Raw genomic sequence first — 14,979 nt, 5'->3', positions numbered from 1 at the left:
CGCCGGCCGAGCACGTACATCCCCCACGCCCCCGACCCACAACGAAACAGAAGGCGACCCCTGCCAGAGACGCACCCGCAGTCGCAAACGCGCACCAGCGCACCGGCACACGCCGCGCAATCAAAGCCCCTTGGGGGTACCTCCCAGGCCCTTAAGGCGCTGGGGGAGATTGAGGACGACGCCGTCAAGGCCGAATAAGGGGGGCCTTGACACATCAAGGCCCCCCTGGCCAGACTCGCCAACCACAGGATGGCAACGCAAACATCGATGACGTGGTGCGCCCGATGTGGAGGAATCACGGCCATGCCCGCTCTGCACGTCGACGAGGAGGGCTTCCGCCTCGACGGTGCACCCTTTCGTCTCGTCTCCGGTGGCCTGCACTACTTCCGGGTCCACCCCGCGCAGTGGCGGGACCGGCTGCGCAAGGCGCGGCTGATGGGGCTCAACACGGTGGACACCTACGTTCCGTGGAACCTGCACCAGCCACGCCCGGACACCCACCGGTGGGACGGTCCGCTGGACCTAGCCGGTTTCCTCCGGGTCGCGCAGGACGAGGGTCTGCTGGTGCTGCTGCGCCCCGGGCCGTACATCTGCGCGGAGTGGGAGGGCGGCGGGCTGCCGTCCTGGCTGCTGGCCGAGCCGGACATCCGGCTGCGCAGCACGGACGCACGCTATCTGGGCGCGGTGGACCGGTACTTCGGCGAGTTGCTGCCGCGGATCGCACCGTTCCTGGGCAGCCGGGGCGGCCCGGTGGTGGCCGTCCAGGTCGAGAACGAGTTCGGGGCCTATGGGGAGGACCCCCACTACCTGCATTATCTGGTCAGCGTGTTGCGCGACGGGGGTGTGGACGTGCCCCTGTTCACCTCCGACCAGCCCGCCGACCTGGCCCGTGGCAGCATCCCGGGCGTGCTGAGCACCGTGAACTTCGGCAGTGGAGCGGCGGGGCACCTTGCTGTACTGCGGGAGCGGCAGCCGGCCGGGCCGCTGATGTGCACGGAGTTCTGGAACGGCTGGTTCGACCGGTGGGGCGGGGTGCACGCGTCCCGGGACGCCGCCGACGCGGCCGGTGAACTGGCGGCCGTGCTGGCCGCCGGCGCCCACGTGAACCTGTACATGTTCCACGGCGGCAGCAACTTCGGATTCACCAACGGTGCCAACGACAAAGGTACTTATCGGCCGACGCTCACTTCCTACGACTACGACGCCCCGCTGGACGAGGCCGGCGACCCCACCCCGAAGTTCGCCGCGTTCCGTGCGGTGATCGCCCGGTACGTGCCGGTCCCGGACGAGCCGCTGCCCGAGCCGTCGAAGAAGCTCACCCTGCCGGACATCGCCCTGACCGGGCAGGCACCCCTCTTCGACAGCGCCGACCGGCTGGGCGCAGCGGTCCTCGGCGACCGCCCGATGACCATGGAGGAGCTGGGGCAGAGCTTCGGGTTCGTGCTGTACGAGACCCGGCTCACGGCCGAAGGCCCGGCACTGCTGCACGCCCCGGGTGTGCACGACCGTGCGCAGGTCTTCGTCGGCGGCCAGCCGGTCGGGGTGCTGGAGCGTGAGAACCACGAGCAGGCGCTGGCCTTCACCGTGCCGCCCGGGGGCGCCGACCTCGCCCTGCTCGTCGAGAACCAGGGCCGGGTCAACTACGGCCCCGGCATCCATGATCGCAAGGGCCTCACCGGTCCCGTGACCGTGAACGGCGCGCCCGCACCGGGCGGCTGGCGGAGCCGCCCCCTGCCGCTGGACGACCTCGCCGGCCTGGCCTACCGGACCGACGACCCCCGGCCGGTGGTCGGCCCCGCTTTCCACCGGGGCGTCTTCGAAATCGCCGAGCCCGCCGACAGCTACCTGGACCTGACGGGCTGGACGAAGGGCTGCGCCTGGCTGAACGGCTTCGCCCTGGGCCGGTACTGGTCACGCGGCCCGCAGCGCCGGCTGTACGTGCCGGGCCCGGTCCTGCGGCCCGGCAGCAATGAACTCGTGGTCCTGGAACTCCACGCCACGGTCCGCCACGCGGTGGACCTCCGGGACACTCCGGATCTCGGACCGGTGGAGGAGTAGTCACCTGGTTCAGGCGGACCGCTGGCTCTGACCCGCTGCTATGCCGTACAGCACCATGCTGAGAACCGCGTCGGCCAGGGACTCGACGTCGGGCAGGGGAAGGAACCTTCGCACCGCCCCCATGAAGAGGGTGCGCAGCGCCTCGGACCTGAGCGACAGCGGGGTCACGGCAGAAGCGTCCACTTCGTTCACCATGCCCAGCGCGAAGGCGACGAGCCACAGTTCGAACAGGATGGGTTGTCCCACGGCCTGTTGCAGCTCTTTCACGTCCGGTGAGTCCAGGGTCTCGTGAAATCGGCCGGCCAGCTTCGGGAGGTCCGCCCCGCGGTCGCGCAGCGCCGGCACCATGGGCCGTTCGGTCCACTGCCGCCATGGACCGGCGCCCTCCATGAGTACCGCCGAGGTGCTGAATCCGTCGAGATACGGGAATGCGCCGCAGGAATAGGTGGATTGGTCGAAGGCGATGGTGTCCGCCACGTTGTCGATGAAGCAGGTGGCGCGACGTACCCCTTTGCTGAGGCCTTCCGGGAGCAGGCTGGGAACGTAGGGCAGGTCGTGTTCCACGAGGTTGGGCACACTGCAAAGGACGGGGACGCCTTCCATGCGTGCGAAATCGATGAGGCGTGAGCCCGCGGTCGACCTGATCGAAGGCGGTCCGGCGATGACCTTGCGCAGGAACGAGGCGTAACCGGTCGCCATTTCCCGTGGGAGAACCAGCGCGACGGACGCCACCGAATTGATCTCGGCCCAGGACGATCCGTGCGCGGCCGCCAATCTGACCAGCTGTCCGCTTCGGGTACCCCAGTCCATGAACAGGCAGATCGGCATGGTGGGCTGCTGGGACACCGCGGCGGTGAGGTGGGAGGCGAACTGGCGCGACAGCGTGACGTCGTCCTGGAGGACAAGGTGATGGGTGGCTGCGCCATCGACATCCGCCCAGGCGCGCAGGCTGGAACGCAGATCCGTCGGTGGCCCGTCCGGCTCCGGGTCGTAGCTGATTTCGGCATTCAGCTCGGGCAGGCTTTCACATAATCGGACGGCTGCTGCACGGCGCGCCGGATGAGCGGCGATCCGCGCGGAAATGCGTACGGGAGCGGTGGGTCCACTCCCTGACGTGCGGGCAGGTTCCACGGAAGGCACAGGGGGCCCCAATCCGGATGTCGGCCTGTTGTCGTCTTCGGCCTGCTGTCATCTGACGTTGCACCCATTATTGCGAGGATTGCTCAGGCCTTCCTCGCCTGCACGCCGCCACCGGCCGGATATCGTCAGCCGCTGTGCGGGGCCTTCCACAGCTCCACCCTGTGGTGCTCGGTGTCGTTGCCTGCGACGAGTCGACCGTCGGGGCTGAAGGCCACCTCTTTGATGTCGCCGTTGAAGTCGCCCGTGGAGTTCATCAGGAGGGCGCGTGGCTTGTGGGTGGCCACGTTCCAGAGCAGCACTCCGGGCTCTGCGGTGGTGGCGAGTGTCCTGCCGTCCGGGCTGAACGCCAGGTCGTCGACCGACGTGACGTAGTCGTCGTCGAGGGTGGCCTTGTGATGGCCGGTGGCCACGTCCCACAACCGCACCCTGCCGTCGGAACTGCCGGTGGCGAGTGTCCTGCCGTCGGGGCTGAACGCCAGGCACAGCACGGTTTGGGGGTGGTCGAGGGTGGCGCGTGGATCCTTGGTGCCGTTGGGGTTCGCCCGGTCGATGTCCGACATCCTCCACAGCAGTGCGGAGGGCCCGTCCACCAGCATGGAGTTGGTGTCGGTGGCGTCTCCCGCGGAGGCGAGCGTCTTGCCGTCCGGGCTGAAGGCCAGGTCGGTGACGTTCATCCGGTGGTCGAAGTGGTCGACGGAGTCGTCCGCGTGGCCGGCTGTGTCCCAGACGTCTATCACGCCGATGTGGTGGCCGGTGGCGATCATCTTGCCGTCCGGGCTGAAGGCGACGGTTCCGCCGGCGTCGAGGCGGCGAATCTGGCGGTGCCTGGTCATGTCCCACAGCACCACCCCTTCGATGTCGAGTCCGGCGGCGAGTGTCCTGCCGTCCCGGCTGAACGTCAGGTCGCTGACGTCGTAGAGGGTGTTGCCGACGGAGTCGTGCGCGGTGAGGGTGGCGCTGAGCTTGTGGCTGGCGACGTTCCACAGCCGCACCTTGGCCTCCCAGTTTCCGGTGGCGAGTGTCCTGCCGTCCGGGCTGAACGCCATGCCCTTGGCCGTCTTCTCCTTGGTCGTGGGCGCGAGGGCGGCCGTGGGCGCGTAGTCGGGAAAGCGGAAGTCGGGTCGGCTGGGGGGCTTCGAGGACGGCAGGAAGACGGCGATCAGGACGATGGCGAGGACGACGACACCGACCCCGCCGAGCAGCACGGGCAGCCCCGGCCCTGGCGCGGGGTCGGGATCGGGGCCCGCGGAGGACGGCACCGTGTCCGAAACGGGTGGCGTTGCCGCACCGCCGTCGGGGTCGACGACCTGGGTCGGGGCGTGCAGCGCGTGCGCCGGTCGGGTGCGGGCGTCGGGCGAGCCGGGCTCCACGGGCGGGGCCGACGCGGCGGGCTGGAGTCCCGGCGGCGCCGCGGTGCGGGTGTGGGCGTCGGACCCGCCCGGGGGGATGGGCGCGGAGGGGGTGACGCGTTCGGCCTCCGGCGGGGACGTGGCGACGAGGGTGTCGGTGGCGGCCGTTCCCGAGTCGGCGGCGCGGCGGCACTGCTCGATGACCTCGGCGGGGGTCGGCCGCGCTTGCGGGTCCTTCTCCAGGCAGCGGGCGGCGATGGCCCTGAGGGGCTCCGGGCAGCCGTCGAGGTCGGGCGCCTGCTCCAGGATGCGGTAGACCACTCCGTGGTCGGTGCCCCCGCCGAAGGCGAGGTGTCCGGTGGCGGCGAAGTGGGCGATGACCCCGAGGGCGAACACGTCTCCGGCTTCGGTGACGGTCTGCCCCCTGATGTACTCCGGCGCCATGTAGGCGGGCGTGCCGGTGCGCATTCCGGTGGCGGTCACCGCGGTGACGTCCGCGGCCCGGGCGATGCCGAAGTCGATGACCTTGGGGCCCTCGGCGGTGAGGATGATGTTGGAGGGTTTCAGATCGCGGTGGATCACGTCGGCTGCGTGGATGGACTGCAAGGCCTCGGCCACCCGGGCGACCAGCCCGAGCGCCGCGTCCGCCGACAACGGCCCACCGTCGGCGATCGCGTGCTGGAGCGAAGGACCCGGCACGTAGGCCGTGGCCAGCCAGGGCTCGTCCGCCTGGAGATCGGCGTCGACGACCGGCACCGTGTACAGCCCCTGCACCCGCCGGGCCGCGGCCACCTCCTGCTCGAAGCGCCGCCGGAACGACGCGTCGCCCGCGTATTCCCGGTGCACGACCTTGACCGCCACCGCGCTGCCGGCCGGCGTGCGCCCCAGGTAGACACGGCCCATCCCGCCCGCGCCGAGCACCGCCTCCAGCCGGTACGGACCGGCCGTGCGCGGATCCGCAGACCCCAGGGGACGGTGTGGCGGCGCGGCCGTCGGCCACCCCGGTCGTCGCCCCGTGTCCACGGGTGGAACCGCCGGTCGCCCCTGGTCCGGTCGGGACATGCTCCCCGTCACCCCTCGCTGGTCTGCCGACCACGTTGCACAGTCCGGTGCCCGAGGCGGCGGTGAACCGGCCGACCGCAGTCCTGTCCCCGCCTCCGGCCGCACCCGCCCGAAGCTCACCGTTCGAGCGTGCGACAGCGTAAACGAGCCCGCGGGTCCCGAACAGATCTTCCCCGCGGCGGTGGGGTGCTCACGACGGTGGCGAGGGGGTCGAGCGGCCCACCGCCGAACGACGGTTGGTCGATATCCCGAACGCCGGCCGAATTGCCGAACTTTCTTCTGTCCGAAGCCTTGAGGGGGCGTCAGTGGCTCCCTACGTTGGTGGCCGCGCCCCCCGAGACCCGCCGATGTTTACGCAAACCACTTCCGCTGCGCACGTCGACTGCCTGCCGTGCGCACGTCGACCCCTGAGGAAAGGGCAGACACATGGCTGGCCGCAGCTCTCTGCGCCGACTGCTCACCGCGCTCACCGGCCTCTTCGCCCTGGTGGCCGCGCCCACCGCACTCGGCCCGCTCACCACCGCGTCGGCCGCGCCCGGCGTGCACGCCTCCGCACCGGCACACCCGGGCCACGCCCGGCAGGACTACGCCGGCTACGTCTTCGCCTACTTCACGGGGGAGGGAAAGGCCGACGGCGAGCAGGTGCACCTGGCCCTGAGCCGCGGCAACGACCCGCTGCACTGGCAGGAACTCAACGCCGGCAAGCCCGTCCTGACCTCCACGCTCGGTGACAAGGGGGTGCGCGACCCCTTCGTCATCCGCTCCCCCCAGGGCGACAGGTTCTACCTGCTCGCGACCGACCTGAAGATGTACGGCAACGGCGACTGGAACGCGGCCCAGCGGCACGGCAGCCGGTCCATCATGGTGTGGGAGTCGCCCGACCTGGTGCACTGGTCGAAGCAGCGCTCCGTCGAGGTCTCACCGCCCACAGCCGGCAACACCTGGGCGCCGGAGGCCTACTGGGACGCCCAGCGCGGCACGTACGTGGTGTTCTGGGCCTCCACGCTCTACCCCGAGGACGACCCGGACCACACCTCCACCAGCCACGAGCGCATGATGTACGCGACCACCAAGGACTTCACGCACTTCAGCGCGGCCAAGGTGTGGAACGACCCGGGGCACGCGGTGATCGACTCCACCGTGATCGCGGACGGCGGCACCTACTACCGTCTCAGCAAGGACGAGCGCGACGCCACGTCCACCAACCCGTGCGGGAAGTTCATCACCGAGGAGAAGTCGACCGACCTGCTCGACACCTCGTGGGACCCGGTGGCCGAGTGCATCGGCAAGGCCACCGACACCGGCCCCGGCATCGCCCAGGGCGAGGGGCCCACCCTCTTCAAGTCGAACACCGAGAACAAGTGGTACGCCTTCATCGACGAGTTCTCCGGCCGCGGCTACGTCCCGTTCGAGACCACCGACCTGGCCTCCGGCAAGTGGACCCTGTCCCAGGGCTACGACCTGCCGGCCTCCCCGCGGCACGGCACCGTCATGCCGGTCACCCAGGCCGAGTACGACCGGCTCGCCGACCAGTGGGGCGCCGGCACCACCGCCGCCGCGACCAACAACCCCGTGCTGCCCGGCTACCACGCCGACCCCAACATCGTCGCCTTCGGCGACACCTACTACCTGTACACCACCAACGACGGGTACCCGAACTGGAGCGGGACCACGTTCAACGCCTGGTCGTCCAAGGACCTGGTGCACTGGACGGACCGCGGCACCATCCTCGACCTCGGCCCCGACGTGAGCTGGGCCGACTCCCGCGCCTGGGCACCGACGATCGCCAAGCGCGGTGACACCTACTACTTCTACTACTGCGCCGACGCCAGGATCGGCGTCGCGACCTCCCACTCGCCCACCGGGCCCTTCAAGGACTCGGGCAAGCCGCTGATCACCGCCAACCCGGACGGCGCCGGACAGCCCATCGACCCGGACGTGTTCACCGACACCGACGGCCAGTCGTACCTGTACTGGGGCAACGGCTCCGCCTGGGTGGTGCCGCTGAACGACGACATGGTGTCCTTCGACCCGAACCGCGTCCAGCGGATCACCGGGCTCACGGACTTCCGCGAGGGCCAGTTCATGGTCAAGCGCGGCGGCACCTACCACCTGACGTACTCCATCGACGACACCCGCAGCGAGGACTACCGCGTCGGCTACGCCACCGCATCCAGCCCCGCGGGCCCGTTCACGTACCACGGGGTGATCCTCAAGAAGGACACCACCCAGGGCATCCTCGGCACCGGCCACGACTCGGTGATCCAGGTGCCGGGCACCGACGACTGGTACATCGCCTACCACCGCTTCGCGATCCCCGGCGGCGACGGCACCCACCGGGAGACCGTCATCGACAAGCTGACGTTCTCGTCGGACGGGCTGATGGAACCGGTGACCCCCACCCTGGCGGGGGTCGAGCCGGACCCGATCGGCGACTGACCCGGGCGGCGCGGGGCCTCCGCCTCGCCGGGCGGCCCCACCCGGCCCTCACCCCCGCCCCGTCACGCCGCCTCGTGCAGCGTGAACGCGAACCGCAGCACCGACACGCCCACCGGCAGTTCGAAGCGGAGCCGGAGGCGGTGCACGGTGTCCGGGTGGCCGTCGTGGTCGGTGGTCGCGACGGCCTCGGGGTGCGCCGTGCACCCGTCCGGCAGGGACAGCCGGGCCTCGGCCCGGCTGCCACGCCACACCACCGTGCCGTCCGAGCCGCGTTCCGGCGGCAGACGGCTGATGAACACCTCGTCCAGCGCCAGCCCGCGCCCGAGCGTCACCTCGTCGGTCAGCACCAGCCCGCCGGGGCCACGGCGCCAGCGGAAACCGCGCCGCAGGGAGGTGAGGCCGGGCACGTCGTACGCGGCGGTGAGGTCCAGCGTGTAGTCGACGCCGTCGGGCACCGGCTCGTAGCGCAGCACGCGGGCCGCGTGCCGTCGGCCGGGGGACTGCGGGCGTGCGGCGACGACGGGGACGGAGTGGCCCAGCGAGGAGTTGTGCAGGAACGCGTAGCGGGTGGCGTCGTCGAAGGAGCCCTTGCGGTACTCGCCGGCACCCAGGTCCGTCAGCAGCGCCTCGCCCGCCGCGCACAGCACGAAGTGGCCGAGGTCGTTGTGGTTGTGCGGCTCGGCGTTGTGGCCGCCCTTGGCGGCGAACGCCCGCCCGGCGCCGCGGTCCACGACCCACTCCAGGTCGGCCAGGCGGCGCGTGCCCTCCCCCGGATCGGGGGCGCCCGCCGGGTCCGGCAACGGGGGAGCGCCCCACCACAGGGTCCTGCTGAGGTCGCCCCAGTCCCGCGGCAGCGCGGTGGCGCGGGGGACGGCGGGTAGCCGCACGCCCAGCCGCTCGAGCAGCCGGTGGGCCAGGCCGGCGGGGAGCTCCGGGCGCTCCTGCGCGTCGGAGAATGCGGGGAACAGCCCGTCGCCCAGGTGCACCGCCGCCGGGAACCCGGCCACGTCCCGCACCCTCGGCTCGTCCAGCAGGTCCTCGCCGGTGCGCTCGCGCAGCTCCTCGGCGAAGTAGACGAAGTGGGCGAACCCGAACGCCCAGTAGCCGACGCCCTCCGCGCATCCGCCGTCGGCGGCGAACCCGGACAGATACGTGCGCATGCCGGCGCGCACCCTGGCCAGCAGCCGGTCGAGCCGTGGCCCGGGCTCCCAGAGCGCGAGTGCGGCCAGGCCCGCAGCGCCGCCGCAGACCGCGGCCCAGTTGTGCGGCCAGTCCTCCCACAGCAGCGGCCGGTCGTCGTCGGCGAGCAGCGTCAGCACGCGGTGCTCCACGGCCCCGCGGACCCGTGCGGCGACCCGGGCGTCGAGGCGGTCCCCGCAGCCTTGCACCGTCTCCGCGAGCAGGTGGGCGGTCAGGGCGGCGAACAGGTCGAGGCACTGGTCCATGCCGCGGTCGAACGCCGTCGCATGCGTCTCGTGCGCCGGCAGGGCCCAGGTGTACTCGTCGCACACCGACCACAGCGCGTCTTCAAGCGCGGCGGTGTCCGCGCCGGGCTCGACGAGTTGCTCAGCGGCCAGCGCCGTGACGTGGGCCCGGCGCCGGAAGTAGACCTCCTCGTACCCGAGCCGGTCGCCCTCGTCGGCGAACCGCCGGTACTGCGAGAACGTCAGCGGCGGGAGCGTACCGGTGCGCGCCGTGCGGGCGGCCGTGCGCACCAGCGGCGCCATGTGCCCCATGTGCCGGGCGTCAGTCACCGGCGCCGCCGACCCCCGCACGGCCCGCTGCGAGGGCGTGCGCCGGGCGTGGGACGCCCGCCGGTGAGTCGGCCGCCGGCTCTGCGGGGGCCACGGCGAGCGTGCCGCGGCAGTTGCGCCAGACGACGAACAGCACGCAGCCGGGCAGCACGGCGAGACCCAGCAGGGGCGCCTGGTTGACGCCGGCCAGACCCACCGCGAGCAGGGCCAGGGTGAGCAGGCTCAGCGGCCAGCGGCGCACGGCGGCATGGGCGGCGGCCAGCAGCGCCCGCCACGTGCCCCGCCCGGCGCCGGACGCACCGCGGGCGAGGTCGGCGAGCGCGACGACGCCCGTGCACGTCGCGAGGGCGGCGACCACCAGGAAGCACGGCACCAGGGCGGGCCCGGCGGCGGACGCCCGCAGCGTCACCACGTCGGTCACCGCGACCAGCACCAGCAGCGCGCACGGCGTCCACCGCAGCAGTGCGGCCCGGAACAGCCGCCGGTAAGCGCCCGCGAACGCACGGATCGGTGCCCGGTCGTCCGTGTCGGCCCGGTGCAGGTAGCCGAAGGTGCCGGCGAGCGTCGGGCCGATACCGAGGGCGAGCACGGCGAAGAACGCGGGGTAGCGCCACGGCCGGTGACACAGCCCGAGGGCCGTCAGCAGGGGCAGGCTGGTGACCGTGAGCCCCAGGTTCACCACCAGCACCCGGTGCACATGCGACCAGATGAGCTCCCACGAGCCGTACGCCACGTTGATCCTGCCCCCGCGGCGGGCGACCGGTGCCGCCGGCGGCCGTGTCCCTCTCGTTCCCGCCATCCCGCTCACCCCTCATCCCTTCAATCCGCTGGTGGCGATGCCCTGCACGAAGTGGCGCTGGCCGAGCAGGAAGACGATCAGGATCGGCAGCACGGAGAGCACGGAACCGGTCATGATCATCGCGTACTCGGCGTCGTACTGCCCGATGAACTGGCGCAGGCCGATCTGCACCGTCCACAGGTTGTTGTCCGTGAGGTAGATGAACGGGCCCATGTAGTCGTTCCAGGTGTTGACGAAGGTCAGCAGCGCCAGACTGGCCAGGGCCGGCCGGGACAGCGGCAGCACGATCCGGGCCCAGATGCCGTACTCGCTGAGCCCGTCGAGCCGGGCCGCCTCGCTGATCTCGTCCGGGATGGTCAGGTAGTACTGGCGCATCAGGAAGACACCGAAGGCGCCGAAGGCCTGGAGCAGGATCAGCGAGAGCCGCGTGTTCACCAGCTCGAACTTCTGCATGATGAGGTACTGCGGCACCATGTACGCCTGCCAGGGCACGGCGATCGTCGCGACATAGCCGGCGAAGAGCAGATCACGGCCGGGAAAGCGGACCTTGGCGAAGCCGTACGCCGCGAAGCTGCCGGTGAGCACCTGGAGGAAGGTGATCACCACGCTCAGCAGCAGCGAGTTGCCCAGATAGGTGGCCAGCGGGATCTCCGTCCAGATCCGCCGGAAGTTGTCCCACTGGTAGTGCGTCGGGATCCACTGGATCGGCACCGTGAAGACGTCCCGGTCGTTCTTGACCGAGGAGACCAGCATCCAGACGAACGGCAGCAGCACGGCCACCGCGACCACGGCCAGCGCCGCGTACAGCACCGCCTGGGCGGCCAGCCGCCGCCGGTCGCGCCGGGCCTGCGCCCGGTCGGCCGCGCTGCGCGCACCGGGCGGAGCGGGTGCGCGCGTGCCGTCCTCGTGCAGCACGGGGGTGTTCATCGCTCGCTCCTTCGTTGCAGCCGGAACTGCACGACCGTGACGATCAGGCAGATCAGGAAGAGCGCGAGGGAGACCGCTGAGGCATAGCCGAACCGTCCCTGGGTGATGCCCTCCCGGAAGACCAGCTGGGAGAGCACCAGCGTGGCGCGGCCCGGCCCGCCCTCGGTCATCACCTGCACCAGGTCGAAGACCTTGAAGCTGGAGATGGTCAGCATCACCAGGACGAAGAACGTGGTGGGGCGCAGGCACGGCAGCGTGACATGCCAGAAGCGCTGCCAGGGTCCCGCCCCGTCCACCCGGGCCGCCTCGTACAGCTCGGCCGGCACGGTCTGCAACCCGGCCAGGAACAGCACCATGTAGTAGCCCATGTCGCGCCACACGCTCGTGAGGATCAGCGCGGGCAGCGCCCAGTCCGTCGAGGACGTCCAGCCGGGCGGATGCGCGACACCGACCGCCTTCAGGAACTGGTCGACCGGGCCGACGTCCGGGCTGAGCAGCATGTTCCACACGACCGCGACGGCCACCAGGGACGTGACGTAGGGGAAGAAGAAGGCGGTCCGCAGGACGCCGATGCCGCGGAGCCTGCGGTTGAGCAGCACGGCCAGGCCCAGGGACGCGGCCAGGGTCAGCGGGATGTGGCCGGCCGCGTACCAGCAGGTGTTCGTCAGGGCCGTCCAGAAGTTGTCGTCCTGCCACAGCCGGCGGAAGTTGTCGAGCCCGATCCACCGCGGCGTGCTGTAGGCGTCCCAGTCGGTGAAGGACACCGCCAGCGCTCCGAGCACCGGGATCAGCGTCAGGGCGGCGAAGCCCAGGAAGTTGGGCAGGACGAAGCTCCAGCCGACCAGTGCGGCACGCCGCCGGCGGCGCCGCGCGGCGGCCGTGGCCACCGTCGCCGGCGCCCCCGCGCCGGCCGACAGAGGGGGGCGCCCGGCCGGCACCCGGGGCGGGGGCGGAGGCGGGGGAGCGGGCGTGCTCACTGGACTTCGGTCTTCACTCGGTCGTCCATCTCCTTGATGCCCTGGTCGATCGACTTGTCACCGGACATCACCAGCTCGTGCTCCTCCTTCAGGATCTGGTCGACGTCCGAGGACCTGTCGCTGACCGGCATCTCCAGCTGCACCTTGGAGGGGTTCATGGCCTGCCGGGTGAGCTGGTCGGACGGCATCCCCTTGACGCCGAAGAAGGCCTTCATCGTGGCGCTGCTGGAGTACGCGGGGACGATGCCGATCTTGGCGATGGCCGCGGCGCCCTCCGGGCCGGCGGCCCAGGTGACGAACTTCTCGGCGGCGTCGCCGTTGCGGGCCCTCTTGTTCACCGCGAAGGCGGTCGGCGAGCCGAAGGTGACGGTCTTGCCGTTCGCGGTGATCTGCGGCATCGGGGCCATGCCCCACTGCACCGGGTTCTTGCCCTGGGCCTGCTCGGCCAGCAGGGCGGCGGCCCACCAGGAGCCCATCGGCACCATGGCGGCCTTGCCGGTGGTGAACTGCGCGTCGTACGTCACCTTCTGGCTCATGGCGCTCGCGAACGGCAGCGTGGCGCCGGCCTTCTGGATGCCGAGTGCGGTCTCGTACTGGTCCTTCATGAAGCCGTAGTCGCCGCCGAGCAGGTTCCCGCCGGTCTGCGCGGACGCGATGGCCTGCACCACCGAGCGCCAGGTGTGCAGATAGGTGCCGTACACCTTGGACGATCCGGAGCCCTTGGTGAACTGCTTGGCCAGCGCCTCGAAACGGGACCAGGTCAGGTGCGACAGGTCGGCGTCGCCCACCAGCTTCTTGTTGTAGAACAGCACCCAGAAGTCCTGCCGGTAGGGCAGGGCGTAGTACTCGCCCTTGAGGTTGAAGTCGTCGAGCCCCGCGTAGGCCGTCTTGTCGATCTTCTGCACGTCGCCGGTGAGCGACCGGAGCTGGCCCCGGGTGGCGTAGCGGCTGTAGTCGGTGACGTTCTTCATGGTCAGGACGTCGGTCTTGTCACCGCCCGAGAGCATGGTGGTGAGCTTCTGCGCGTAGTCCTCGCCGGCGAGGATGTCGACCGGCTCGACGTGGATCTTCGGGTACTTCGCCTCGAAGCCGTCGATCAGGGCCTTGAACTCGGGCGTCGTCTGGTAGTTCCACAGGGCGATCTTGATGATGGTCCGGCCCTTGGAGTCGGTGGCCGGGCCGCCGTCGCCACCGCATCCGGTGACGCCGAACAGGGCGGCGGCGAGCGCCATGGGGAGCAGTCTGGCGGTGATCTTCTTCATTGTGCGGCTCTCCTTCGGGCTGGCAGGTGCGAAGGTGGGTGGGGTGTGCGGGGGGCGTCTGGGGAGGCGGACGAGATGGCGCCCGAGCCTCATGTGCTCATGCGCTCATGTGCTCATGCGCTCAGGCCGAGGGCCCAGCTCTCGGCCGTGATCTCCGCTTTCAGGGGGCGGCGGGCGGCCCAGCGGGCCAGTTCCTGCAACACATGGTCGGTGAGGCGGCCGATCTCGCTGCCGAGCGAGCCGGCGATATGCGGGGTGATCATCACCTGGGCCAGCCGGCGCAGGGGTGAGGCGGCGGGCAGCGGCTCGGGGTCGGTGACGTCGAGGATGGCGAACAGCCGGCCGGCGGCGCACTCGGCGGCCAGCGCGTCGGCGTCGACCAGGCTGCCGCGCGCGGTGTTGATCACGGTGGCGTGGTCGGGCAGCAGGTGTAGTTGTGCGGCGCCGATCAGGTGCCGGGTCTCGGGCAGTTCGGGGGCGTGCACGGACAGCACGTCGGCGCGCGGCAGGAGTTCGTCCAGGGGGACCAGGGTGGCGCCGGCCCGTGCCACCTCGGCCGGGTCCGCGTGCGGGTCGGTGACCAGGCAGGTGGTGCCGCCCAGCACCTTGAGCAGCTCGACCACCCGGCGGCCGATCCGGGAGAACCCGATGATGCCCACGGTCCGGCCGAAGTTGGACAGGTCGCCGTAGCCGCTGATCGGTCCCCAGCCCCGGTAGGCGCGCTCCTCGTCGGTGGCGAGGAAGGGGGCCTTCTTGCCGGCGAAGATGATGGCCGCCAGGGTGTACTCCGCGACGGGAATGGCGTTGACGTCGGCGGCGCTGGTGACCCGGATCCCGCGCCGCCACACCTCGTCCCCGACCAGGCCGCGCACGCTGCCGGCGCAGTGCAGCACGGCCCGCAGGGCCGGCGCGGCGGCCAGCCGGGCGGGCGTCAGCTGCGGCGCCCCCCAGGACGTGACCAGCACCTCGACCTGCGCCAGCCGCTTGCGCACCTCGGGGGTGTCGAGGTCGTCGGTCCAGCACGGCTCGCCCAGGGTGGCCAGGTCGGCGAGGCGTGCGAACCGGCCCGGGTCGAAGTGGGCTTCGAAGCTCGACCTGCTCATCACGACCAGCGCGTGGGGCTTGGTCTGCATGCGGCACGGGTCCTTCCGCTGGGGCGAGTGAGGCATGTACGGCGCGGGGTGGGGCGGACGTGGGGCGATGCGACGCCGG

The 14,979-nt window shown here is 71.2% G+C and carries 10 protein-coding genes; 2 read left to right on the top strand and 8 right to left on the bottom strand.

What is annotated here, in order from left to right; genetic code table 11:
- Positions 1-303 precede the first annotated feature (303 nt).
- Entirely contained in the window at positions 304-2,058 is a 1,755-nt protein-coding gene (locus tag NQO67_RS22300; protein WP_255951889.1) for a glycoside hydrolase family 35 protein, read from the top strand.
- Between the two features lie 9 nt (positions 2,059-2,067).
- On the opposite strand, the gene NQO67_RS22295 is transcribed toward NQO67_RS22300, so the two are convergent.
- Both NQO67_RS22295 and NQO67_RS22290 read right to left on the bottom strand, forming a co-directional pair.
- Positions 2,068-3,189 carry a hypothetical protein gene (locus NQO67_RS22295; protein ID WP_255951888.1) on the bottom strand — a complete coding sequence of 374 codons (1,122 nt, stop codon included), beginning with the start codon at positions 3,187-3,189 and terminating at the stop codon, positions 2,068-2,070.
- Between the two features lie 134 nt (positions 3,190-3,323).
- On the bottom strand, positions 3,324-5,609 hold the full coding sequence (locus NQO67_RS22290) for a protein kinase domain-containing protein (protein WP_255951887.1): 2,286 nt from the start codon (positions 5,607-5,609) through the stop codon (positions 3,324-3,326).
- Positions 5,610-6,035: 426 nt separating this feature from the next.
- Between NQO67_RS22290 and NQO67_RS22285 the strand changes: the two genes are divergently transcribed.
- Entirely contained in the window at positions 6,036-8,048 is a 2,013-nt protein-coding gene (locus NQO67_RS22285) for a glycoside hydrolase family 43 protein (RefSeq protein ID WP_255951886.1), read from the top strand.
- A gap of 62 nt (positions 8,049-8,110) precedes the next feature.
- Here the strand turns inward: NQO67_RS22285 and NQO67_RS44305 are convergent, their stop codons facing one another.
- The 6 genes from NQO67_RS44305 to NQO67_RS22255 form a co-directional block, all read right to left on the bottom strand.
- On the bottom strand, positions 8,111-9,802 hold the full coding sequence (locus NQO67_RS44305) for a heparinase II/III domain-containing protein (RefSeq protein WP_255951885.1): 1,692 nt from the start codon (positions 9,800-9,802) through the stop codon (positions 8,111-8,113).
- A complete protein-coding gene (locus NQO67_RS22275) occupies positions 9,795-10,601 on the bottom strand; it encodes a hypothetical protein (protein ID WP_255951884.1) in 807 nt (268 codons plus the stop codon). The genes NQO67_RS44305 and NQO67_RS22275 overlap by 8 nt, the downstream gene beginning before the upstream one ends.
- Positions 10,602-10,613: 12 nt before the next feature.
- Positions 10,614-11,528 (bottom strand): carbohydrate ABC transporter permease, encoded by a 915-nt coding sequence (locus NQO67_RS22270; protein WP_255951883.1) that lies wholly within the window; start codon positions 11,526-11,528, stop codon positions 10,614-10,616.
- On the bottom strand, positions 11,525-12,415 hold the full coding sequence (locus NQO67_RS22265; protein ID WP_255951882.1) for a carbohydrate ABC transporter permease: 891 nt from the start codon (positions 12,413-12,415) through the stop codon (positions 11,525-11,527). Before NQO67_RS22265 ends, NQO67_RS22270 begins: the two co-directional genes overlap by 4 nt.
- 86 nt (positions 12,416-12,501) lie before the next feature.
- Positions 12,502-13,767: an extracellular solute-binding protein gene (locus tag NQO67_RS22260; protein ID WP_255951881.1), complete on the bottom strand. Its 1,266-nt coding sequence runs from the start codon at positions 13,765-13,767 to the stop codon at positions 12,502-12,504.
- A gap of 113 nt (positions 13,768-13,880) precedes the next feature.
- A complete protein-coding gene (locus NQO67_RS22255; protein WP_255951880.1) occupies positions 13,881-14,900 on the bottom strand; it encodes a hydroxyacid dehydrogenase in 1,020 nt (339 codons plus the stop codon).
- Positions 14,901-14,979: the final 79 nt, after the last annotated feature.

This window comes from Streptomyces odontomachi (genome assembly GCF_024435355.1).
Classification (GTDB): Bacteria; Actinomycetota; Actinomycetes; order Streptomycetales; family Streptomycetaceae; genus Streptomyces; species Streptomyces odontomachi.
Note: the sequence above shows the minus strand (reverse complement) of the source record. Positions and strands in the feature narration are given on the sequence as shown.

Excerpts from the sequence above, each read along its gene's own strand:
- NQO67_RS22270 (WP_255951883.1), bottom strand. The coding sequence starts at position 11,528 with ATGAACACCCCCGTGCTGCACGAGGACGGCACGCGCGCACCCGCTCCG.
- NQO67_RS22275 (WP_255951884.1), bottom strand. The coding sequence starts at position 10,601 with ATGGCGGGAACGAGAGGGACACGGCCGCCGGCGGCACCGGTCGCCCGC.
- NQO67_RS22285 (WP_255951886.1), top strand. The coding sequence starts at position 6,036 with ATGGCTGGCCGCAGCTCTCTGCGCCGACTGCTCACCGCGCTCACCGGC.
- NQO67_RS22255 (WP_255951880.1), bottom strand. The coding sequence starts at position 14,900 with ATGCAGACCAAGCCCCACGCGCTGGTCGTGATGAGCAGGTCGAGCTTC.
- NQO67_RS22260 (WP_255951881.1), bottom strand. The coding sequence starts at position 13,767 with ATGAAGAAGATCACCGCCAGACTGCTCCCCATGGCGCTCGCCGCCGCC.
- NQO67_RS22290 (WP_255951887.1), bottom strand. The coding sequence starts at position 5,609 with ATGTCCCGACCGGACCAGGGGCGACCGGCGGTTCCACCCGTGGACACG.
- NQO67_RS22300 (WP_255951889.1), top strand. The coding sequence starts at position 304 with ATGCCCGCTCTGCACGTCGACGAGGAGGGCTTCCGCCTCGACGGTGCA.